At 62.9% G+C, this 20,497-nt stretch carries 20 protein-coding genes; 3 read left to right on the forward strand and 17 right to left on the reverse strand.

Annotated elements, in window-relative coordinates:
* Positions 1 to 6 precede the first annotated feature (6 nt).
* Together IWW33_RS03890 and IWW33_RS03895 are read right to left on the reverse strand one after the other, a co-directional pair.
* The gene (locus IWW33_RS03890) at positions 7 to 975 is read right to left on the reverse strand and encodes a radical SAM protein (RefSeq protein ID WP_046786549.1); all 969 of its coding nucleotides are present in this window, start codon (positions 973 to 975) and stop codon (positions 7 to 9) included.
* A gap of 107 nt (positions 976 to 1,082) precedes the next feature.
* Entirely contained in the window at positions 1,083 to 1,718 is a 636-nt protein-coding gene (locus tag IWW33_RS03895) for a TetR/AcrR family transcriptional regulator (protein ID WP_046786550.1), read from the reverse strand.
* 71 nt (positions 1,719 to 1,789) lie between these two features.
* Here IWW33_RS03895 and IWW33_RS03900 point away from each other — a divergent pair, with 71 nt between their 5' ends.
* A complete protein-coding gene (locus IWW33_RS03900; protein ID WP_174141821.1) occupies positions 1,790 to 2,923 on the forward strand; it encodes an aminotransferase class V-fold PLP-dependent enzyme in 1,134 nt (377 codons plus the stop codon).
* A gap of 273 nt (positions 2,924 to 3,196) precedes the next feature.
* Here the strand turns inward: IWW33_RS03900 and IWW33_RS03905 are convergent, their stop codons facing one another.
* The 12 genes from IWW33_RS03905 to IWW33_RS03960 form a co-directional block, all read right to left on the reverse strand.
* Positions 3,197 to 3,979, reverse strand: coding sequence for a TatD family hydrolase (locus IWW33_RS03905; protein WP_125924768.1), 783 nt, complete (start codon positions 3,977 to 3,979; stop codon positions 3,197 to 3,199).
* A gap of 30 nt (positions 3,980 to 4,009) precedes the next feature.
* On the reverse strand, positions 4,010 to 4,996 hold the full coding sequence (locus IWW33_RS03910; protein ID WP_046786553.1) for a DNA polymerase III subunit delta': 987 nt from the start codon (positions 4,994 to 4,996) through the stop codon (positions 4,010 to 4,012).
* Complete coding sequence (tmk, locus tag IWW33_RS03915; protein ID WP_046786554.1) at positions 4,989 to 5,621, reverse strand: dTMP kinase; 633 nt, start codon at positions 5,619 to 5,621, stop codon at positions 4,989 to 4,991. The genes IWW33_RS03910 and tmk overlap by 8 nt, the downstream gene beginning before the upstream one ends.
* A 9-nt stretch (positions 5,622 to 5,630) precedes the next feature.
* Positions 5,631 to 6,761, reverse strand: a complete 1,131-nt coding sequence (gene mltG, locus IWW33_RS03920; protein WP_046786555.1) for an endolytic transglycosylase MltG — start codon at positions 6,759 to 6,761, stop codon at positions 5,631 to 5,633.
* A 4-nt stretch (positions 6,762 to 6,765) separates the two neighbouring features.
* Positions 6,766 to 7,581 (reverse strand): aminodeoxychorismate lyase, encoded by an 816-nt coding sequence (pabC, locus tag IWW33_RS03925; RefSeq protein WP_174141822.1) that lies wholly within the window; start codon positions 7,579 to 7,581, stop codon positions 6,766 to 6,768.
* Positions 7,581 to 8,825, reverse strand: a complete 1,245-nt coding sequence (gene fabF, locus IWW33_RS03930) for a beta-ketoacyl-ACP synthase II (protein ID WP_046786557.1) — start codon at positions 8,823 to 8,825, stop codon at positions 7,581 to 7,583. Before fabF ends, pabC begins: the two co-directional genes overlap by 1 nt.
* A gap of 174 nt (positions 8,826 to 8,999) precedes the next feature.
* The gene (gene acpP / locus IWW33_RS03935) at positions 9,000 to 9,236 is read right to left on the reverse strand and encodes an acyl carrier protein (RefSeq protein WP_039603098.1); all 237 of its coding nucleotides are present in this window, start codon (positions 9,234 to 9,236) and stop codon (positions 9,000 to 9,002) included.
* 203 nt (positions 9,237 to 9,439) lie between these two features.
* Positions 9,440 to 10,180, reverse strand: coding sequence for a 3-oxoacyl-ACP reductase FabG (gene fabG / locus IWW33_RS03940; RefSeq protein WP_008096412.1), 741 nt, complete (start codon positions 10,178 to 10,180; stop codon positions 9,440 to 9,442).
* A 16-nt stretch (positions 10,181 to 10,196) separates the two neighbouring features.
* Positions 10,197 to 11,135 carry an ACP S-malonyltransferase gene (gene fabD / locus IWW33_RS03945; protein ID WP_046786559.1) on the reverse strand — a complete coding sequence of 313 codons (939 nt, stop codon included), beginning with the start codon at positions 11,133 to 11,135 and terminating at the stop codon, positions 10,197 to 10,199.
* 127 nt (positions 11,136 to 11,262) lie between these two features.
* Complete coding sequence (gene plsX / locus IWW33_RS03950) at positions 11,263 to 12,273, reverse strand: phosphate acyltransferase PlsX (RefSeq protein WP_080952128.1); 1,011 nt, start codon at positions 12,271 to 12,273, stop codon at positions 11,263 to 11,265.
* A gap of 3 nt (positions 12,274 to 12,276) precedes the next feature.
* Complete coding sequence (rpmF, locus tag IWW33_RS03955; protein WP_010223221.1) at positions 12,277 to 12,459, reverse strand: 50S ribosomal protein L32; 183 nt, start codon at positions 12,457 to 12,459, stop codon at positions 12,277 to 12,279.
* Between the two features lie 13 nt (positions 12,460 to 12,472).
* Positions 12,473 to 13,000 (reverse strand): YceD family protein, encoded by a 528-nt coding sequence (locus IWW33_RS03960; RefSeq protein WP_012313431.1) that lies wholly within the window; start codon positions 12,998 to 13,000, stop codon positions 12,473 to 12,475.
* A gap of 96 nt (positions 13,001 to 13,096) precedes the next feature.
* On the opposite strand from IWW33_RS03960, the gene IWW33_RS03965 reads away from it, so the two are divergent.
* Entirely contained in the window at positions 13,097 to 13,675 is a 579-nt protein-coding gene (locus IWW33_RS03965; RefSeq protein WP_115275619.1) for a nucleoside triphosphate pyrophosphatase, read from the forward strand.
* A gap of 78 nt (positions 13,676 to 13,753) precedes the next feature.
* On the opposite strand, the gene IWW33_RS03970 is transcribed toward IWW33_RS03965, so the two are convergent.
* Genes IWW33_RS03970 through rluC form a run of 3 tightly spaced genes read right to left on the reverse strand, consistent with a single transcriptional unit; the run spans position 13,754 to position 16,422 of the window.
* Positions 13,754 to 14,779, reverse strand: a complete 1,026-nt coding sequence (locus IWW33_RS03970) for a S49 family peptidase (RefSeq protein WP_046786562.1) — start codon at positions 14,777 to 14,779, stop codon at positions 13,754 to 13,756.
* A 2-nt stretch (positions 14,780 to 14,781) separates the two neighbouring features.
* A complete protein-coding gene (locus IWW33_RS03975; RefSeq protein ID WP_115275618.1) occupies positions 14,782 to 15,462 on the reverse strand; it encodes an HAD family hydrolase in 681 nt (226 codons plus the stop codon).
* A 3-nt stretch (positions 15,463 to 15,465) separates the two neighbouring features.
* Positions 15,466 to 16,422 (reverse strand): 23S rRNA pseudouridine(955/2504/2580) synthase RluC, encoded by a 957-nt coding sequence (gene rluC / locus IWW33_RS03980; protein WP_115275617.1) that lies wholly within the window; start codon positions 16,420 to 16,422, stop codon positions 15,466 to 15,468.
* Positions 16,423 to 17,233: 811 nt separating this feature from the next.
* Here rluC and rne point away from each other — a divergent pair.
* Positions 17,234 to 20,446, forward strand: coding sequence for a ribonuclease E (gene rne / locus IWW33_RS03985; protein WP_174141823.1), 3,213 nt, complete (start codon positions 17,234 to 17,236; stop codon positions 20,444 to 20,446).
* Positions 20,447 to 20,497 lie beyond the last annotated feature (51 nt).

Raw genomic sequence — 20,497 nt, forward strand, 5'->3', positions numbered from 1 at the left:
GCCAGATCAGCCGCCAATCACCTTCATCACCATCACGTCACCGGAAAACGCCAGCGCCTGTTTGTCGGCCAACGCCTTGACCAGCAACCGCTGCAGGGCTGGGAGCGCCTGATGACGGGGCTGCTCCAGCAGATCGCCGACAAAGTGACGGTTGCTCGACGACAGGCACCCGTGCAGCCAGCCGGTAGATGACAGGCGCAGGCGCGAGCAGCTCCGGCAGAACGGTACGCTCTCGTTGGCGATCACGCCGAAATGGCCCTTGCCCGGCACCTGGTAACGCAGCGCAGTGGCATCCAGCGGCGCATCGGCCCTCTCAAAAGCATGCGCGTGGCCAATCAGATCCAGCAGTTGGTCCAGCCCCACGAACTGCTGCAGGAATGCGTTGTGATCACGGGCCAGATGGCCCATGCGCATCAGTTCGATGAAACGCAGTTCGAAACCGCGGGCCAGGCAGTAGTCGAGCATGGGCACAACCTGGTCCAGGTTCTGCCCACGCATGGGTACCATGTTGACCTTGATCTGCATGCCCCTGGCACTGGCCTGCTGCATGCCCGCGAGAACGCTGGCCAGGTCGCCACCACGGGCGATGCGCCGAAATGCCTGGGGGTCGAGCGTATCGAGGGACACATTCAGACGACGGATGCCGGCCGCCTGCAACTGCGGCAACTTGCGCCCGAGCAACTGACCATTGGTGGTCAGGGTGATGTCCTGGAGCTCGAGCTTGGCCACTGCAGCCAAAAAAGCATCCAGCCTGGGGCTGACCAGTGGCTCACCGCCGGTAATACGCAGGCGCTCGATACCGGCTGCCTCGATCAGGTAGGCCACCCCGCGGGCCAGCGCCTCGGCGGACAGCTCATCCTGCGCCGCAACCAGGCGTTTGCCGTTGGGCACGCAGTAGCTGCAGGCATAGTTGCAGGCAGCCGTCAGGCTGACGCGCAGGTTGCGAAAACGCCTGCCTTGACGATCGACAATCATGAATGACTCCGGCATGGATGAAACGGGGCCGGCAAAACCTGACTCAAAATTCAGGTTTTTGCAAGCCCCCGTTCCACACCGGATTCAACCGCCCGGGACGGAGCGCTTCAGTTCGCGGGTTCCGGGTCACGCTTGCGCTTGTTGCCCATGCGCACGCCGATGTCCATGAGGAACTGGAAGAAACCTTCCTGGTCCTCGAGCACATTGCTCCAGAATGGCGAGTGGTAGAGCGCCACGGCACCGTGCACCAAGGCCCAGGCGGCGCAGTAATGGAAGTATGGCGGCACGTCTTCGAGCTTGCCTTCGCTGATGCGGCCCTTGATCAGCTGGGTCAGCCGGTCGAAGTTGGAGGCACGGATGCTGTGCAGCTCCTCGACCATCTCCGGCACCTGGTTGCCCTTGACCACCTTTTCTTCCAGGCGATCGAACAACCGGTAACGCTGCGGGTCGCGCATGCGGAACTCGAAATAGGCGCGCGACAGCGCCTCCTTGTCGCGGTCGACATCGGCCGAATGCAACAGCGCATTCAGGTCACGCTCGTAGTCGAGCATCAGGCGCAGGTAGATCTCCGCCTTGGACTTGAAGTGCTTGTAGATCGTACCTTTGCCGATACCTACAGCGTCAGCGATCATCTCGACGGTGACACTGTCTTCACCCTGTTCGAGAAACAGCTTGAGCGCAGTATCGAGGATTTCCTGTTCGCGACGGCGAAACTCACGGACCTTACGAGGTTCTTTCTGCATGGGAAGGACTGGATGACATTGAAGCGGTTTATTATGCCTAACTTGCAGCAAATTGCACGGATCATCCAACCATGTCTATGTTTCACGATGAGTTTGACCAGGCTCCGGGGCTGCGCTACCTGAACCATGCGGCCATCGCCCCCTGGCCACGCAGGGCCAGCGAAGCCGTGGCGCGCTTTGCGCGGGAAAACGTGAACCTGGGCGCCAGTGACTACCCGGCATGGTTGGCCACCGAGCGACGCCTGCGTGAGCGGCTCGCGCGCCTGCTCAACGCACCCTCACGCGGCGATATCGCGCTGGTCAAGAACACTTCCGAGGCGCTGTCACTGGTAGCTTTCGGCCTGGACTGGCAGCCCGGCGACCAGGTGGTGATCAGCGACGAGGAGTTCCCCTCCAACCGGGTTGTCTGGGAGGCGCTGACCGATCGCGGCGTCGAGGTGGTTCAGGCAAGCCTCGCCGGGGCCGATCCGGAGGCTTCGCTACTGGCGGCCTGCAACCGGCGCACACGCCTGCTGGCGGTCAGCGCCGTGCAGTTCGGCAGCGGCCTGCGCCTGGACCTGACGCGCCTGGGCCAGGGGTGCCGGGCACGCAAGGTACTGTTCTGCGTCGATGCCATTCAGCAAATTGGCGCCCTGCCTTTCGACGTGCAGCGCTATGAGTGTGATTTCGCCATGGCTGACGGGCACAAATGGATGCTGGGCCCTGAAGGCCTGGGGGTATTTTACTGCAGGGCCGCGCTGCGCCCGCAGCTAAGGCTCAACGCCTATGGCTGGCACATGCTGGATAATATGGGTGACTTCGAACGCCGCCAGTGGCAGCCCGCCCGCAGCGCACGGCGGTTCGAATGCGGCAGCCCGAACATGCTCGGCGCCTGCGCGCTGGAGGCCAGCCTGTCGCTGCTCGAGGAAGTCGGCATGGACGAAGTTGCCCGGCAATTGCAGCAACGTGTCGAGCAGTTGCACCAAGGGCTGGCGGGTATTTCCGGGGTCCAGTTGCACAGCCCGGATAGCCCGGCGCGACGGGGTGGAATCGTCACATTCAGTATTTGCGGCCAGAACAGCGCAGACATTCACCGCAGCCTGACCGCAGAGCGGACGATCTGTGCCCTACGAGGCCCAGGTGTGCGCTTTTCGCCGCACTTCTATACCAGTGAGCAGCTTATCGACGAAGCTGTGCAGCAAGTACGGCGCCTGGCCATGCGCTGAGGAAGGAAGCGGGCCCGCGCGTATTCCAAATCTGTTTAAAAAACGAACAATTGGCACTGGCACTGCGCCAAACCTGACCAATACTTGAAGTGTTGGCGCGGCGCATCCCCCCCAGTGGCGCGTCGATAAAGGTGCTCACGGACCGCGTACCTTTGTTTTACTCCTAATGGTCTTAACCCGGATTCCTCCCCCAGAACCCGGGTTTTTTTTGCCTCAATGGCGCAGCTGGGGCCACGGGCAGATTTGCAGCGCCCTTGAAAGTCAGCGCCCGGCTCAGGCCACCCGGGCCAAAGGGAACAACCGCTTGAAGTTGTCGGTAGTCTGCCCGGCCAACTGCTCATAGCTGACGCCGCGCAAGGAAGCCACGTACTCGGCCACCTCACGCACATACTGCGGCAGGTTAGGCTTGCCACGGTAAGGAATCGGAGCCAGGTACGGCGAGTCGGTCTCCACCAGCAAGCGATCGACCGGCACCTGTCGCGCCACCTCGCGCAAGGCATCGGCATTGCGGAAGGTGACAATACCGGACAGCGAAATGTAGTAGCCCAGGTCCAGGGCCGCCTTGGCCATTTCCCAGTCCTCGGTGAAGCAATGCAGCACGCCGGCCTGCGGCAGGCTGGCCTCACGCAGCAGCGCCAAGGTGTCGGCTTTGGCTGCTCGCGTATGCACAATCACCGGCTTGCCGGTCTGGCGCGACGCCTCCAGGTGCAGGCGGAACGACGCCTGCTGCAGCTCGGCCGCCTCCGGCTCGTAGTGGTAGTCCAACCCGGTTTCACCGATCGCGACGACATGCGGGTGCGCCAGTTCGCGCAGGAGCCATTCCAGCGCTGGGGTCTCGCCGGGGGCCAGGTCAAGCGGGTGCACGCCCACCGAGCAATCGACATCGGCGTACTGCTCGCTCAGCGCCTTCACTGCCCCGGCATTTTCGGCGCTGACACCGATACACAGAAAATGCCCGACCCCGCGCTCGCGGGCCGCCTGCAGGGCGGCATCGAGGGAGCCCTGATGGGCACTGAGGTCAAGACGGTCGAGGTGGCAATGAGAATCTACGAGCATGGGAGACGTCACACATGAAAAAATGAAAAATCAGCGGGAGCCGGGCAACTGCACCCAATGGGCCAACAAGGCTTCCAGCAGCAGCACGCGGTTGAGGTTGGCCTTGCCCAGCACCTTCTGGCGCTGCTCGAGGATCCACGCCTGCACCTCGAGCACCTTGGCCTGCCGGCTCTTCTGCGCAAGGTATTGCACCACCTTGCGCATATCGGCCAAGCCTAACCCCTCCTCGTCCTGGGTCAATTGATAACGCAGGATCAGGTGCGACCAGTCGAAGAACCAGTCAAACAGCAGCAACAAGGGCACACCACTCCACGCCTCGGCCAGCTGACTGGGTGATTGCTGTTGCTTGAGCAGCTTTTTCACCCCATCGGTCACCAGCGCACGTTGCTCGCGCACACCTTGGGCCTGCAGGTTCACCGCCATCAACGGCGAGCCGGCAGCGAGGGTCAGCAGCTCGTCACGCTCGGCCTCGTCACTGCCGGCCAGCGCAGTGGCCAGCCAGGCCTGGCTCTGGGCAAGGCTCGGCTGCGGGCAGCTGACCTGCTGGCAGCGGCTCTTGATGGTCGGCAACAGGCGGCTGGGCTGGTGGCTGACCAGCAGCAGCACGGTGTCGCCGGAAGGCTCTTCCAGGCTTTTGAGCAGGGCGTTGGACGCATTGACGTTCATCGCCTCGACCGGCTCGATCAGGATGACCTTGCGCCCGCCCAACTGCGCCGTCTGCACGACGAAGGACACCAGTTCGCGCACCTGATCGACCTTGATCGGCTTGTCAGCCTCTTCAGGCTCCAGCACAAAGTTGTCCGGATGGCTGCCCGCTTTGAGCAGCAAGCAGGACTTGCACTGCCCGCAGGCATCAAGCCCCTGTGGCTGCTGGCACAACAAGCGGGCCATCAGGCGCTCGGCCAAGGCGCGCTTGCCGATACCCTGCGGCCCGTGCAGCAGGTAGGCGTGGGCATGCTGCGCACGCCCCGCCAACTGCTGCCACAGCGCCTGCTGCCAAGGGTAGGCTTCAGCCACGGCAACGCTCCAGGATGCCCGGCAACAGCGCGTCAATGGCGCGCTGCACGGCTTCCAGCGGCTGCGCCGCGTCCAGCAGGTCGTAGCGCTGCGGCTCGCGCCGGGCGCGCTGCAGGTAAGCCTGGCGCACGGCCTCGAAGAAGGCCTGGCCCTCCTGCTCGAAACGATCCAGCCGCCCACGGGCGGCAGCACGGGCCAACCCTACTTCCACCGGCAGGTCGAAAACCAGCGTCAGGTCGGGGCGCAGCTCGCCTTGAACGAACTGCTCGAGCACGGCGATCCGCTCTACCGAAAGGCCGCGGCCACCGCCTTGGTAGGCGTAGGTAGCGTCCGTGAAACGATCACATAGCACCACGGCCCCACGCTCCAGCGCCGGGCGGATCACCTGCGCCAGATGCTGAGCGCGCGCGGCGAACACCAACAACAGCTCGGTGTCGGCAGCCATCACTTCATCACTCGGTGCCAACAGCAGTTCGCGGACCTTTTCAGCCAGCGGAGTACCGCCAGGCTCGCGGGTAAGCACCACATCCAGCCCCTGCTCTCGCAGGCGTGCTGCCAGGTAATCACGGTTGGTACTTTTGCCCGCGCCTTCGGGGCCTTCCAGGGTAATAAACAAGCCGCTCACAGGCAGTCCTTAATGTTGTTCGTCAGCCGCAGGCGCGTCGGCCGGCGCGGGGTCGCTGGCCGGTGCCGGGTCCTGGGCAGAGGGTTCGCCAGACTCTGGCGACGCTTGGGGAGCGGGGCTTGACCGGTAGTCTGCACGGCGCTTGAGCTGATACTCGCGCACTGCAGAATTGTGATCGTCCAAGTCATCGGAGAACACATGGCTGCCATCACCCCGGGCGACGAAGTACAGGCTGGTGCCATCGGCTGGATGGAGCGCAGCGTGGATCGCCTCTCGCCCGACCATGGCGATCGGCGTGGGCGGCAGGCCAGAGATGGTATAGGTGTTGTATGGCGTTGGCTCACGCAGGTCGGCACGGGTGATTCTGCCGTTGTAGCGTTCGCCCATGCCGTAGATGACCGTAGGGTCTGTCTGCAGCATCATGCCCAGCCGCAGGCGACGAACGAACACCCCGGCAATCTGCCCGCGCTCCTGAGGGATGCCGGTTTCCTTCTCCACCAACGAGGCCATGATCAACGCCTGGTACGGGTCACGATAAGGCAGGTCGGTGGCGCGCTCGGCCCACTCTTTGGCCAGCACTTCGTCCAGCCGCATATAGGCCTGCTGCAGCAGCTCGACGTCACTCATGCCCCGCACGAAACGGTAGGTATCAGGGAAGAACCGGCCCTCCGGAAACACGCCGGTGTGGCCAAGCTTGTCCATGACTTCGGAGTCGGTAAGACCATCGAGGGTGTGCTTGATCTTCTCGTGCCTGGCGATCGCCGAACGCACCTGGCGGAATGTCCAACCCTCCACCAGGGTCAGGTTGTACTGCACCACATCGGCACGGCGCCAGGCGTCGAACAACGCTTCGACGGTCATGCCCGGCGTGATGCGATATTCGCCGGTTTTCAGGGGTGTGCCGGCCATGTTGAAGCGCCAGTACAGGCGCAACCAGAAGGCGTCATCGAGCAACCCCTCGCCCTCCATGCGGTAGAACATGCGATTGGGGTTGGTGCCACTGGGCACGTCGAGCAGTTGCTCCTGCGTCACGCGCAAGGGCTGCTCCAGCACCGAGTTGACCTTCCAGGCAGACCAGCCCAATGCCAGGCCGGCCAGGATCAAGCCCATTTCCAGCAGCAGCAGGATTTTGCGTCTCACGAATTCAGGTATCCAGTAACGTACGGGCAAAGGCCTGCAGTTTACGGGTGAGCGGGCCCGGCGACCAGTTCAGCGCAGCAAAAGCCCGCACCGGCCAGACCCCATAAACGCTGTTGCAGATGAATACCTCATCGGCCAGCGCAAGCTCGTCGAACGGCAGGTCACGCACCTGCACCGGAATGGCCAGTGCCTGCGCCTGTTCCAGCAACGCACCGCGCATCACCCCTGCCACGCCGCAACGGCTGAGCTCGGCAGTAAGCAACACGCCGCCGCGCACCAGGAAAAGATTGCTGTAAACACCTTCGACCAGCCTGCCTTGCCCATCACACATCAAGCCTTCGGCATGTTCGCTGTCCTGCCATTCGGCACGGGCCAGCACCTGCTCCAGGCGGTTGAGGTGTTTGAGGCCTGCCAGCAACGGTTGTTCCCCAAGCCGGGTCTGGCAAGGGAAAAGACGCACACCGTGTTCGGCATGTTCGGCAGGGTAGCCGGGCAGCGGGCTGCCCAGCAGGATGCGCCGCGGCGCGGCACCTGCCAACGGCGCATAGCCACGCTGGCTGTCGCCCCGGGTGAGGATCAGCTTGGCGACACCGTCACCCAGCTGGCTGGCATAACGCAGGATTTCATCGCGCACCAACGCCAGGTCGGCATCGATTGCCAGGCGCTGGCAGCCCAGGGCCAGACGCGCCAGGTGACCGTCCAGCATGCTGGGGCGGCCACTGCGTACGGCGATGGTCTCGAACAGACCATCGCCGTAGGCCAGGCCACGGTTCTGCAGGTTGACCGCAGTCGCGGGCTGGCCGTCGATCCAGCTGTGCATCAGCCGGCGAACCGGCGGAACACCAGCGAGCCGTTGGTGCCACCAAAGCCGAACGAGTTGGACAGCACTACGTCGATCGGCATGCTGCGCGCCTGATGGGGCACGAAGTCGAGGTCGCAGCCTTCGTCCGGCTCATCGAGGTTGATGGTTGGCGGTGCCATCTGGCTGTTGATCGCCAGCACGCTGAAGATCGCCTCTACAGCGCCCGCAGCCCCCAGCAGGTGACCGGTCATCGACTTGGTCGAGCTGACAGCCAGCTTGTAGGCGTGCTCGCCAAACACGCGCTTGATCGCCGCGACTTCAGCAATATCGCCAGCCGGAGTCGAGGTACCGTGGGCGTTGATGTAGCTGACCTCAGCCGGCTGGATGCCAGCATCACGCAAGGCGTTGGCCATGCAGCGCGCAGCGCCTTCGCCACTGTCGGGTGGCGAAGTCATGTGGTAAGCGTCGCCGCTCATGCCGAAACCAACCAGCTCGGCATAGATGGTCGCACCACGGGCCTGGGCATGCTCCAGCTCTTCGAGCACCAGCGCACCGGCGCCGTCGGAGAGTACAAAACCGTCACGCCCCTTGTCCCACGGGCGGCTGGCACGGGCCGGCTCATCGTTGCGGGTCGACAGTGCGCGAGAAGCACCGAAGCCACCCATGCCCAAGCCGCAAGCGGCCATTTCGGCGCCACCGGCGATCATCACGTCGGCTTCACCGTAGGCGATGTTGCGAGCAGCCATGCCGATGCAGTGGGTGCCAGTGGTGCAGGCAGTGGCAATGGCATAATTGGGGCCCTGCAACCCCAGATGGATCGACAGGAAGCCGGAGATCATGTTGATGATCGAGCCTGGCACGAAGAACGGCGAAATGCGGCGCGGGCCTTGATCGTGCAAGGTGCGACTGGTTTCTTCGATATTGGTCAGGCCGCCGATCCCAGAGCCCATGGCCACGCCAATGCGCTCGCGGTTGGCGTCGGTGACTTCCAGGCCGGCATTGCGTACCGCCTGGAAACCGGCCGCCAGGCCGTACTGGATGAACAAGTCAAGCTTGCGAGCTTCCTTGGCCGACAGGTACTGCTCGACCTCAAAGCCCTTCACCGAGCCGCCAAAACGGGTGGAGTAGGCAGAAAGGTCCGTATGCTCGATCGGACCGATGCCACTGCGGCCAGCCAGAATGCCCTGCCAGGTGCTCGGTACATCCGTACCCAGTGGCGACAGCATACCCATACCAGTGACCACGACGCGTCTACGCGACACAGTACTCTCCTTTTCTAATAACAGAGTCTCTTGCCATTGCATTCAAGGCAATGGAATGAAATGGCAACAGGCTCTCGAAGCCCGCGGATCATTGCAGGACCTTCGCAAAGAAAAAACCGCACGCCGGCAAAGGCAGTGCGGTTCTTCTCGACAAGAAGCGTCGACTACAGCGTCTTAAGCCTGGTGGGCGTTGACGTAGTCGATGGCCGCTTGAACGGTAGTGATCTTCTCGGCTTCTTCGTCAGGGATTTCGGTCTCGAATTCCTCTTCCAGAGCCATCACCAGCTCAACGGTGTCAAGCGAGTCGGCACCCAGATCATCAACGAAAGAAGATTCGTTCTTGATTTCCTCTTCCTTGACGCCCAGTTGCTCGGCGACGATTTTCTTGACGCGTTCTTCGATGGTGCTCATACCTAGTTTTCACTCCTAATGGATATATGTCAGGCAGCTGGCCGGTGACCAATTTTATAGAAAGACGTTCGCTTTTCAAGCGGAACGCACCTTCGCTTCAGTCACCCTGCCCCCTGCCTGGAATCTGGTTGCAGCTTTATAACGGATTTTAGGCTGGGAGTATGACTCTTTTTTTAAGCAATCCGTCACATTGAGTTGCAGTGTTACATGTACATCCCGCCGTTCACCGGCACGGTAGCGCCGGTGACATAGGCTGCGCCGTCGGATGCCAGGAAGGAAACCACCTTGGCGATTTCTTCGGCCTGACCCAGGCGGCCCAGCGGAATCTGGGTCTGCAGGGCTTCGCGCTGCGCTTCTGGCAATTCGCGGGTCATGTCGGTATCGATGAAGCCCGGGGTCACCGAATTGACGGTGATGCCGCGCGAGCCGACTTCACGCGCCAGGGCGCGGCTGAAGCCTTCCAGGCCGGCCTTGGCGGCCGCATAGTTGGCCTGGCCAGCGTTACCCATGGCACCGACGACCGAGCCGATGCTGATGATACGACCCCAACGCGCCTTGGTCATGCCACGCAGCACGCCCTTGGACAAACGGTAGAGGCTGTTCAGGTTGGTGTCGATCACATCGAACCACTCGTCGTCCTTCATGCGCAGCATGAGGTTGTCGCGGGTGATGCCAGCGTTGTTGACCAGAATGGCCGGGGCACCGAACTGCTCGCCGATGGCACCCAGTACCGCCTCCACCGACTCGGCGCTGGTGACGTTCAGCTCCATGCCGGTACCGGTGATACCGTGCTCTTTCAGGGTGGCAGCGATGCGCTCGGCACCGGAAGCCGAGGTGGCGGTACCGATCACGGTAGCGCCCTGGCGGCCCAGCTCGAGGGCGATGGCCTGGCCGATACCCCGGCTGGCGCCGGTAACCAGTGCAACTTTACCTTGCAGGCTCATGCAAGCTTCTCCAAATTCAGGCCAGCGCCGCACGGGTGGCGGCGACGGCGTCGGGGGTGTTGAGGTTGTAGGTGGTCACACCGTCGGCGCAACGCTTGTTCAGGCCGGCCAGCACCTTGCCCGGGCCACATTCGACCAGGTTGACCGCGCCGTTCGCGGCGAGGGTCTGCACGCATTCAACCCAGCGAACCGGCTGATACAGCTGCGCCAGCAGATCCTGCTTGAGGGTGTCGAGGTCGGCGGCGACGGCGGCAGTAACGTTCTGCACTACCGGAATCTGCGGCGCCTTCCATTCGACGGCATTGACGTGCTCGGCGAAACGATCGGCAGCCGGCTTCATCAGGGCGCAGTGCGACGGCACGCTGACCGGCAGCGGCAAGGCGCGCTTGGCGCCCTTGGCCTTGCACAGCTCGATGGCACGATTGACCGCCGCGACGTTGCCGGCGATGACCACCTGGCCCGGCGAGTTGAAGTTGACTGCGCTGACCACTTCATCTTCGGCCGCTTCGGCGCAAATGGCCTTCACATCATCGTCGCCCAGGCCGAGGATGGCGGCCATGGCGCCATGACCGGCCGGCACGGCTTCCTGCATCAGTTCGCCACGGCGCTTGACCAGCTTGACGGCGTCTTTGAGCGACAGGCTGCCAGCAGCGACCAGAGCGCTGTACTCGCCCAGGCTGTGGCCCGACACGAAGGCCGGCTGCGCGCCACCCTCCTCCAGCCACAGGCGCCACAGGGCGATGGAGGCAGTGAGAATGGCCGGTTGGGTCTTGTCGGTTTGATTGAGTTGCTCTTCCGGGCCTTCCTGGACCAGCTCCCACAGGTCGTAACCCAGAGCCTCGGAGGCTTCCTTGAAGGTCTCAACGATCACCGGCTTTTCAGCGCCCAGTTCTTTGAGCATGCCCAGCGACTGGGAACCTTGACCGGGGAAGACGAATGCGAGGGATGCAGACATTGAACAAGCCCTTATGATCTTGTCGTCGGATAGGGTGCGCCGAGCCAAAGACTAGACGCGGAAACTGAAAACTTGGATGGAAACGCGGACCAAGCGGTCACATTTAAGCACTTCATCGGCGAAATGCCTAAGGCAACAGGTCTTCAAGGCGCCCGTGCAAGCGCTGCGGGAGGTTTTCCTGGATCTCGATCAGCGCACGCTGGATGGCGCTTTGAAAGCCCTGCACGCCGGCCGAGCCATGGCTCTTGATGACGATACCCTGCAGCCCCAGAAAACTTGCCCCATTGTGCCGCGCCGGCGCCAGGTCGGCCTGCAGACGCTTGAGCAACGGCATCGCGACAGCCCCGGCAACACGTGACAGCGGGCCACCCTTGAACAGTTTTTCGATACGCGCAGCGATCATCGTCGCCAGGCCCTCGCTGGACTTGAGCAGGATATTGCCGACAAAGCCGTCGCACACCACCACGTCCGCCTCCCCCCGATAAAGGCCATCACCCTCGACGAAGCCGACATAATTGAGGCCGCGAGCGTTCTGCAACAGCGTGGCAGCCAGCTTGACCTGCTGATTGCCCTTGATGTCCTCGGTGCCGATATTCAACAGTGCCACCCGCGGGCGCTGGACACCCAAGGCCTGTGCGGCCACCGAGCCCATTACAGCGAACTGGTAGAGGTTTTCGGCACTGCAGTCGACATTGGCACCCAGGTCGAGCAACTGGCAGTACCCCGCCTGAGTCGGGATAGCCGCGACCATGGCAGGCCGATCGATACCCGGCAGCGTCTTGAGCACCAAGCGCGACAACGCCATCAGCGCGCCGGTATTGCCGGCACTGACGCAGGCCTGGGCCTTGCCATCACGCACCAGTTCAAGGGCGATGCGCATCGACGAGTCCGGCTTGCCGCGCAGCGCCTGGGATGGCCGCTCGTCCATACCGATCACCTCACTGGCAGCGACAATCTGCAGGCGCGCACGATCCGCAGCCGCAAGGCCACTGACAAGATCTTCTAGGAGGGATGGTTGACCGACGAGGGTCAGGTGCAGCGAGGGGGTAGCCGAAAGGCAGGCTATGCTAGCCTGGACAATGCTGCGGGGACCGAAGTCCCCGCCCATTGCGTCGATCGCGATGATCTGAGCAGACAAGGATTACTCGTCAGCGCCCTTGTCGATCACTTTACGACCACGGTATACGCCTTCTGGCGATACGTGGTGACGCAGGTGTACTTCACCGGTGGTCTTTTCTACCGACAGCGCGTTTTCCGACAGAGCGTCGTGCGAACGGCGCATGTCACGGGCAGAGCGGGATTTTTTGTTCTGCTGAACAGCCATAATTGATTAACTCCTAAACGTTTGGGTCACGCTTTAACTGCGCCAAAACACTGAACGGGTTGGACCGCGATACCTCGTCCTTGCTCGATTCGGGCTCGTCTGCGCCCGCCGGCTGCTGGCATTCTTCCGGATGATGAGCAGGCACGATGGGCAAGGCGAGCAGAAGCTCCTCCTCGATCAAGGCCTGCAGATCCAAAGGATCTTCGCCCAGTTCCAGCACGTCATAGCCTTTCGGCAACGACTGGGTATTCGCACCCTCCTTCACCACAGCGTAAGTGCATTCGCTGTGAATCGGCAGGGTGACCAGCTCAAGACAACGCTGGCAAACCATTTTGACTTCGACATCCAGCTCGCTGTGGATAACCACCACGTGCTGTTCATCTCGTTCAAAATCGAACTTCGCCTGCACCGTACCGACATTGTCGGAAAGCGGGTCGCAGAGTCTTTCCAAATCAGCGAGTTGCAGCGAACCGTTAAGGGTTACGCCACGATCGGCTAATTTGCGCGGGTCAACGTGAGGTGGAATCGGGTCATTCAACATAGGCGCAGCATTCTAGGGATGCCCCCTGCACCTGTCAAAGGAAATTCGGCGGTATGTTGCATGTTAGAATCGGGATCAACTGATCAGGAGTCTACCATGCTGCCTTTGTTGCTGGCTTCCAGCTCCCCTTACCGGCGCGAACTGCTCGCGCGCCTGCGCCTGCCCTTCACCTGGGCAAGCCCCGACCTTGACGAGCGGCGGCTCGCTGACGAGCCCGCCACAGAGCTGGTGCGACGCCTGGCCAGGCAGAAGGCCGAGGCACTGGCCGGCAGCCACCCGCAGCACCTGATCATCGGCTCCGACCAGGTCGCGGTACTGGGCGAGCAGATCCTGGGCAAGCCGCACAGTTTCGAGCGCGCCTGCGAGCAATTGCTGGAGGCCAGCGGACAGCACGTCACCTTCCTGACCGGGGTGGCACTGCTGAACACCGCCACAGGGCAATGCCAGGTCGATTGCGTGCCGTTTACCGTAACGATGCGGGAACTGGACCGGGAGCGCGTGGAGCGCTACGTGACGGCCGAGCAGCCGCTCGATTGCGCAGGCAGCTTCAAGGCCGAGGGGCTGGGTGTGAGCTTGTTCAAGAGCACCCACGGGTGCGATGCCACCAGCCTGATCGGGCTGCCGTTGATCCGGCTGGTGGATATGCTGAGCACGGAAGGCGTGACAGTGCCCTGAGACCACCAGAGGCGGTCTTGCGCCCCATCACCCGCAAGCCTTATGCAGCAATTGCCGGCGATGGGGCCAGGCAGGCACTCAGCGCAAGGCAGGCCCCTGGAAGCCCATGTACATGGCCAACTTCTCCGCCACGCTGGCACCAATGCGCTTGGAGAAGCGATCGAACGGTGACTCCTCGACCGTGAAGTCGACCAGCTCCTTCTCCCCCACGATCTCACGCGCCACATAGCTCGCACTGCCCAGGCCATCGACAAGCCCCAGCGCCTTGGCCTGCTCACCCGACCACACCAGGCCACTGAACAGCTCAGGGTGCTCCTTGTCTTTCAGGCGATCACCCCTGCCCTGCTTGACCATGGCAATGAACTGCTGATGGGTGGTATTCAGCACGCCCTGCCAGAACGCCCGCTCTTCAGGCTTCTCCGGCGAGAACGGATCCAGGAAGGCCTTGTGCTCACCGGCGGTATACGTGCGCCGTTCCACACCAAGCTTCTCCATCGACCCCACAAAGCCATACCCGGCCGCCGTCACACCAATGGACCCCACCAGGCTAGCCTTGTCGGCATAGATCTCGTCCGCCGCACTGGCAATGTAATAGGCACCCGACGCACCCAGGTCAGCGATTACCGCGTACAGCTTGATGTCCGGATACTCACCGCGCAGCCGGCGAATCTCGTCATAGACATAACCTGCCTGGACCGGGCTGCCTCCGGGGCTATTGATACGCATGACCACGGCCTTGGTCTTTGGATCCTTGAACGCCTCGCGCAGGCTCTTGACCAGATTGTCGGCACTGGCAGCTTCCTGATCGGCGATCACCCCGCGCACTTCCACCAATGCGGTATGGCTGGTGCTGCGCGAAGCGGCCTTGTCCATATCCGTCCAAGGCAGGAACAGGGCCAATACGCCGAAGAGGTAGACGAAGGTCAGCAGCTTGAAGAAGATCCCCCAGCGACGCGCCCGGCGCTGCTCCTGGACACCGGCCAGCAGGGTCTTCTCCAGCAGCTTCCAGCTTTTGCGCTCTACACGCTCATCCTCTTGACGGTCTTCGCGCGCCAGGCGCTCTTCTTCAGTCTCGGAACCGGGTGCTTTCCACTCGTCAACCATGCTCACCTACCTTGGAATTGGATTTGCGCAGAACCTGCCAGCCACTCGCGCAGCTGGGAAAAGTGATCGATGCACACTTGCGGACCGAACTCGGCCAAAGCCTGCAGCGACATGGCACCATAGCCCACGGCCGCAGAATGCATACCGGCGTTATTGGCCATCAGCAGATCGAATGCCGAATCTCCGACCATCAGCGCCCGCCCAGGTTCGACACCGCAATGCCCTAGAATCTCCTCGAGCATCAGCGGGTGCGGCTTGCCACGGGTCTCATCAGCGGCGCGGGTGATGTCGAAAAAACGCTCCCAGCCATTGGCCTTGAGCACCCGGTCCAGACCACGACGCGCCTTGCCGGTCGCCACAGCCAGGCGATAACCCTCGACCCGGAAGGCATCCAGCGACTCGACCACCCCCTCGAACAACGGAGAAGGCTGCTGATCAAGCGCCGTATAGATGTCGGCATAGTGCTGACGGAAGGTTTCGACCTGCACAGGATCGAGGTGCGGATAGAGGGTTGAAATGGCTTCACCAAGCGCCAGGCCGATGATGCCCTTGACCGCCTCCTCCGGGCTTGGCGCCTCACCGGCGCGCTCGGCGGCGGCATTCATCGCCTCGACGATCCGCCCGATCGAGTCGGCCAAGGTGCCGTCCCAGTCGAAGATCAGCAACTCGTAAGACTTTTTCATGAATCAGGACGCCCCCAGACGCTCCACGGTTTTCGCCCAGACTTCGTCCACAGGCGCTTCGAGCTTGAGCTCACCACCATCAGGCAGCGGCACCGTGAGCGCATAGGCGTGCAGGAACAGGCGCTTGCCTCCCAAGTCACGAATTTCGCGGCTGAAATCCTCGTCGCCGTACTTGCTGTCACCAGCGATCATGTGGCCAGCGTGCAGAGTATGTACGCGAATCTGATGGGTACGCCCCGTGATGGGGCGCGCCTCGACAATGGTGGCGAACTCGCCGAAACGGCGAAGCACACGGAACAGGGTGAGCGCCTCCTTGCCCTCCTCGTTCACCTCGACCATACGCTCGCCCGAACGCAGGTTGCTCTTGAGCAACGGAGCATTGACCTGCTTCTTCGAGGTAGGCCAGTGGCCACGCACCAGCGCCATGTAGCGCTTGTCGACCCCATCGCCACGCAGCGCGGCATGCAGGTGGCGCAGCATGCTGCGCTTCTTGGCAATCATCAGCAGGCCCGAGGTGTCGCGGTCCAGGCGGTGCACCAGCTCCAGCTCCTTGGCATCGGGGCGCAACTGGCGCAGCGCCTCGATCACACCGAAGCTCAGGCCACTGCCGCCATGCACGGCGATACCGGCCGGCTTGTTCATCACGATCAGCGCCTTGTCCTCGTAGACGATGGCAGCTTCCAGGCGCTGCAGCAGCCCCTGGGCAACCGGGGCCGGCTCGTCACGCTCGGGGAGGCGCACAGGGGGCACACGGACGATGTCACCCGCCTGGATCTTGTACTCAGGCTTGACACGGCCCTTGTTGACCCGAACCTCGCCTTTGCGCAGGATGCGGTAGACCAGCGTTCTGGGTACACCCTTGAGCGCCGTGATGAGGAAATTGTCGATGCGTTGGCCGGCAAGCTCCGGCGCGACTTCGATCAGCTGAACGCCGGAAGTCGGAGGGGTATTGGTCGTCATCAAGGGATCATAACAATTTTTTATGGAATTGAAGCACTTAATCATTACTGCTATAGTCGCGAACGCCGCCAAAAGCGGCAGGCCAGCGGAACCAGGCCCTTGGCCGGTCCCTGACCAACGCAATTCTGCAGGACGCGAGGCCGTCCTACGGGGTTTTCGCCAGTTTACCGAATTGCCTGGAATCGCCACCAGCGCTGTGTAGAGAAGACCGAAAAAAAACGACAAGTGCGGTGTTTCACCTGCTTACCCGCTTCTTTTCGCTGCACCTCTGCCCGCCCCGACGCTTGCACGCAACGCACGGCGAATGCTTCGGAAATACCTGCCTTGGACATGAATGGCGTCAGCGCGGAAACTGCGCTGGCGAAAAATGCAACCCGTTGCGGATTCAGCGCGCGGCAGCACCCGAATTATCAGGGATACGTGCAGGGTGGAGATGCACAGCCCTCGGACCGTGTAGCACCGCGTCCGGCCACCGGCCCAGTGAATGGCCGGCGAGCGGATAAGGTCCTGAACAGATGCCCCATGGGCGTCCACGGCTGACGGTTGATTCCTCCTCCTGACTGAGTGCACGAGGCCTGCTGGGTTGATTCGGATATCGATTCGGATATCTCTGCAGATACCGCAGGGGCCTCTTGGCACCGCAGCAAACAGGACGCGTCGTCGCGACAACGGCAGGCTGGGAAACCGGCTGGTGCCGAACGTTGCTCGACACGGGGGTGGCCCGGCCACCCTTTGCGCACCTTGGCACCGACCATGAGAAGTCGTGTGTGCCGAACGCCGTTTCCGGCAGCCCGGAAACCGACGGTACAACATGAAAAGAATGCTGATTAACGCAACTCAACCCGAAGAGTTGCGTGTAGCCCTGGTGGACGGCCAACGTCTCTACGACCTGGACATCGAGTCCGGCGCGCGTGAGCAGAAAAAGGCCAACATCTACAAAGGCAAGATCACCCGGATCGAGCCCAGCCTCGAAGCCGCCTTCGTCGACTTCGGCTCCGAACGTCACGGCTTCCTGCCGCTGAAGGAAATCTCCCGCGAGTACTTCAAGAAAGCCCCTGAAGGCCGCGTCAACATCAAGGATGTCCTGAGCGAAGGCCAGGAAGTCATCGTCCAGGTCGAGAAGGAAGAGCGCGGCAACAAAGGCGCCGCCCTGACCACCTTCATCAGTCTGGCAGGTCGCTACCTGGTGCTGATGCCCAACAACCCACGCGCTGGCGGCATCTCCCGCCGCATCGAAGGCGAAGAGCGCAACGAACTGCGTGAAGCCCTCAACGGCCTGACCGTGCCAGGCGACATGGGCCTGATCGTGCGCACCGCTGGCCTTGGCCGCAGCAGCGAAGAAATGCAGTGGGACCTCGATTACCTGCTGCAGCTGTGGACCGCCATCAAGGAAGCATCCCTGGATCGCGCTGCACCCTTCCTGATCTACCAGGAAAGCAACGTCATCATCCGCGCCATCCGCGACTACCTGCGCCAGGACATCGGCGAAGTGCTGATCGACAGCATCGATGCCCAGGAAGAAGCCCTGACCTTCATCCGCCAGGTGATGCCGCAGTACGCCAGCAAGGTCAAGCTGTACGAAGACAGCGTGCCGCTGTTCAACCGCTTCCAGATCGAAAGCCAGATCGAAACCGCCTTCCAGCGCGTCGTCGACCTGCCATCGGGCGGCTCGATCGTGATCGACCCGACCGAGGCCCTGGTTTCCATCGACATCAACTCGGCGCGCGCCACCAAGGGCAGCGACATCGAGGAAACCGCCCTGCAGACCAACCTGGAAGCGGCCGAGGAAATCGCCCGCCAGCTGCGCCTGCGTGACATCGGCGGCCTGATCGTCATCGACTTCATCGACATGACGCCGGCGAAAAACCAGCGCGCCGTCGAAGAGCGTGTACGCGAAGCCCTCGAGGCAGACCGCGCCCGCGTGCAGGTCGGCCGCATCTCGCGCTTCGGCCTGCTGGAAATGTCCCGTCAGCGCCTGCGCCCGTCGCTGGGCGAAAGCAGCGGCATCGTCTGCCCGCGCTGCTCCGGCACCGGCATCATCCGTGATGTCGAGTCGCTGTCCCTGGCCATCCTGCGCCTGATCGAAGAAGAAGCCCTGAAGGACCGTACTGCCGAAGTACGCGCCCAGGTACCGATTCCGGTGGCCGCCTTCCTGCTCAACGAGAAGCGCAACTCGATCACCAAGATCGAACTGCGCACCCGTGCCCGCATCATCATTCTGCCGAACGACCACCTGGAAACCCCGCACTTCGAAGTCCAGCGCCTGCGCGACGACAACCCGGAAGTGCTGAACAACCAGTCCAGCTACGAAATCGCCGCCACCGAAACCGAAGAAGCGCCGCAGCCGACCGCCACGCGCACCCTGGTGCGCCAGGAAGCAGCGGTCAAGACTGCACCGGCCCGCGCCAACGCTCCGGTACCGAGCGCTGTCGAAGAACAGCAGCCTGCCGCACCGGCAGCCCCGGCACCCAGCGTACCGGAGCCAAGCCTGTTCAAAGGCCTGGTGAAGTCGCTGGTCAGCCTGTTCGCCGGCAAGGAAGAGCCTGCCGCCGCCCCGGTGGTCGCCGCCGAGAAGCCTGCCACCGAGCGCACTCAGCGTAACGAGGAGCGTCGCAACGGCCGCCAGCAGAGCCGCAACCGCAACGGCCGCCGTGACGAAGAGCGCAAACCTCGTGAAGAGCGCGCCGAGCGTGCGCCGCGTGAAGAGCGCCAGCCGCGTGAAGAGCGCGCCCCTCGTGAAGAACGTGCCCCTCGTGAAGAGCGCGCACCTCGCCAGCCACGCGAAGACCGCCGCGGCAACCGCGAAGAGCGCGTCCGCGAACTGCGTGAGCCTCTGGATGCAGCACCGGCCGCTCGTGAAGAGCGCCAGCCACGTGAAGAGCGTGCTCCACGCGAAGAACGTGCGCCTCGCGAAGAACGTGCGCCTCGCGAAGAACGCGCACCTCGCGAAGAACGTGCGCCTCGTGAAGAGCGTGCCCCACGCGAAGAACGCGCTCCACGTGAAGAGCGTGCACCTCGCGAAGAACGCGCACCGCGCGAAGAACGTCAGCCTCGCCCGCCACGCGAAGAGCGCCAGCCACGTGAAGCTGAGCAGGCTGCCGAGAAGGCTGCAGAGCTCGCCGATGAGCAACTGCCGAACGAGGAGCTGCAACAGGACGAGCAGGAAGGTTCCGATGACGAGCGTCCGCGCCGCCGCTCCCGCGGCCAGCGTCGCCGCAGCAACCGTCGTGAGCGCCAGCGCAACGCCAATGGCGAGCTGATCGAAGGCAGCGAGGAAGAAGGCAGCGACGAGCAACCGCAACAGCACCAGGCCACCGAGCTGGGTGCCGAACTGGCTGCCGGCCTGGCCGTCACCGCCGCTGTCGCCAGCAGCAACATCAGTGCCGGCGCCGAAGCGCAAGCCAACCAGCAGGCTGAACGCGCCAGTGCCGAAGCCGCGACCACCGACAACAGCGAAGTCGCTCAGCCGGCCGAGCAGGTCGAAGCCGTCGCCAAGGCCGAGGAAGTCGCCATTGCACCTGTGGTCGAGCAGCCGCTCAGCGAGCCGGTCGCCGCGGTCCAAGCCAGTGCCGAGCCTGTGGTTGAAGTTGCGCCTGAGCCGGTAGTCGAACAGGCCCCTGCGGTCGAGCCGGTAGTGGTTGCCGAGGCGCCTGTAGAGGCACCTGTCGAAGCACCGGCCATCGAAGCAGGTGAAGCAGAGAAAGCCCAGGTCGCCGCTGAACAAGCGCCGGCTGCCGAGCTGCCTTCTGCTGTCGTCGAAACCCAGCCAGAAGTGGCTGCCGAGCCTGTAGCAACCGTAGTTGAAGCAGCACCTGTAGTCGCCGAGCCTGCCCCGGTAGAAGCACCGGCAGCGGTCGAAGCGGCCACCGTCATGCTGCCTAACGGCCGCGCCCCTAACGACCCACGCGAAGTGCGTCGTCGCAAGCGTGAGGCCGAAGCGGCAGCCAAGGCTGCGCAGGAAGCGGCCGCTGCTGGCACGCCAGCGCTGGAGACCGCCGATGAGCACAAGCCTCATCACGGTTGATAGCCACGGCTGAATGAAAAAGCCCCGCCAGTGTGAACTGGCGGGGCTTTT

It is taken from the genome of Pseudomonas sp. M2 (genome assembly GCF_015751845.1).
In the GTDB taxonomy this organism is placed as follows: Bacteria; Pseudomonadota; Gammaproteobacteria; order Pseudomonadales; family Pseudomonadaceae; genus Aquipseudomonas; species Aquipseudomonas putida_E.

Bases quoted from the DNA above. Each gene is read 5' to 3' on its own strand.
- fabD (WP_046786559.1), bottom strand. From the start codon at position 11,135: ATGTCTGCATCCCTCGCATTCGTCTTCCCCGGTCAAGGTTCCCAGTCG.
- IWW33_RS03895 (WP_046786550.1), bottom strand. From the start codon at position 1,718: ATGCAGAAAGAACCTCGTAAGGTCCGTGAGTTTCGCCGTCGCGAACAG.
- IWW33_RS03900 (WP_174141821.1), top strand. From the start codon at position 1,790: ATGTCTATGTTTCACGATGAGTTTGACCAGGCTCCGGGGCTGCGCTAC.
- IWW33_RS03975 (WP_115275618.1), bottom strand. From the start codon at position 15,462: ATGAAAAAGTCTTACGAGTTGCTGATCTTCGACTGGGACGGCACCTTG.
- rne (WP_174141823.1), top strand. From the start codon at position 17,234: ATGAAAAGAATGCTGATTAACGCAACTCAACCCGAAGAGTTGCGTGTA.
- IWW33_RS03890 (WP_046786549.1), bottom strand. From the start codon at position 975: ATGATTGTCGATCGTCAAGGCAGGCGTTTTCGCAACCTGCGCGTCAGC.
- IWW33_RS03905 (WP_125924768.1), bottom strand. From the start codon at position 3,979: ATGCTCGTAGATTCTCATTGCCACCTCGACCGTCTTGACCTCAGTGCC.
- rpmF (WP_010223221.1), bottom strand. From the start codon at position 12,459: ATGGCTGTTCAGCAGAACAAAAAATCCCGCTCTGCCCGTGACATGCGC.
- IWW33_RS03965 (WP_115275619.1), top strand. From the start codon at position 13,097: ATGCTGCCTTTGTTGCTGGCTTCCAGCTCCCCTTACCGGCGCGAACTG.
- IWW33_RS03970 (WP_046786562.1), bottom strand. From the start codon at position 14,779: ATGGTTGACGAGTGGAAAGCACCCGGTTCCGAGACTGAAGAAGAGCGC.
- rluC (WP_115275617.1), bottom strand. From the start codon at position 16,422: ATGACGACCAATACCCCTCCGACTTCCGGCGTTCAGCTGATCGAAGTC.
- fabG (WP_008096412.1), bottom strand. From the start codon at position 10,180: ATGAGCCTGCAAGGTAAAGTTGCACTGGTTACCGGCGCCAGCCGGGGT.
- IWW33_RS03960 (WP_012313431.1), bottom strand. From the start codon at position 13,000: ATGTTGAATGACCCGATTCCACCTCACGTTGACCCGCGCAAATTAGCC.
- pabC (WP_174141822.1), bottom strand. From the start codon at position 7,581: ATGCACAGCTGGATCGACGGCCAGCCCGCGACTGCGGTCAACCTGCAG.
- acpP (WP_039603098.1), bottom strand. From the start codon at position 9,236: ATGAGCACCATCGAAGAACGCGTCAAGAAAATCGTCGCCGAGCAACTG.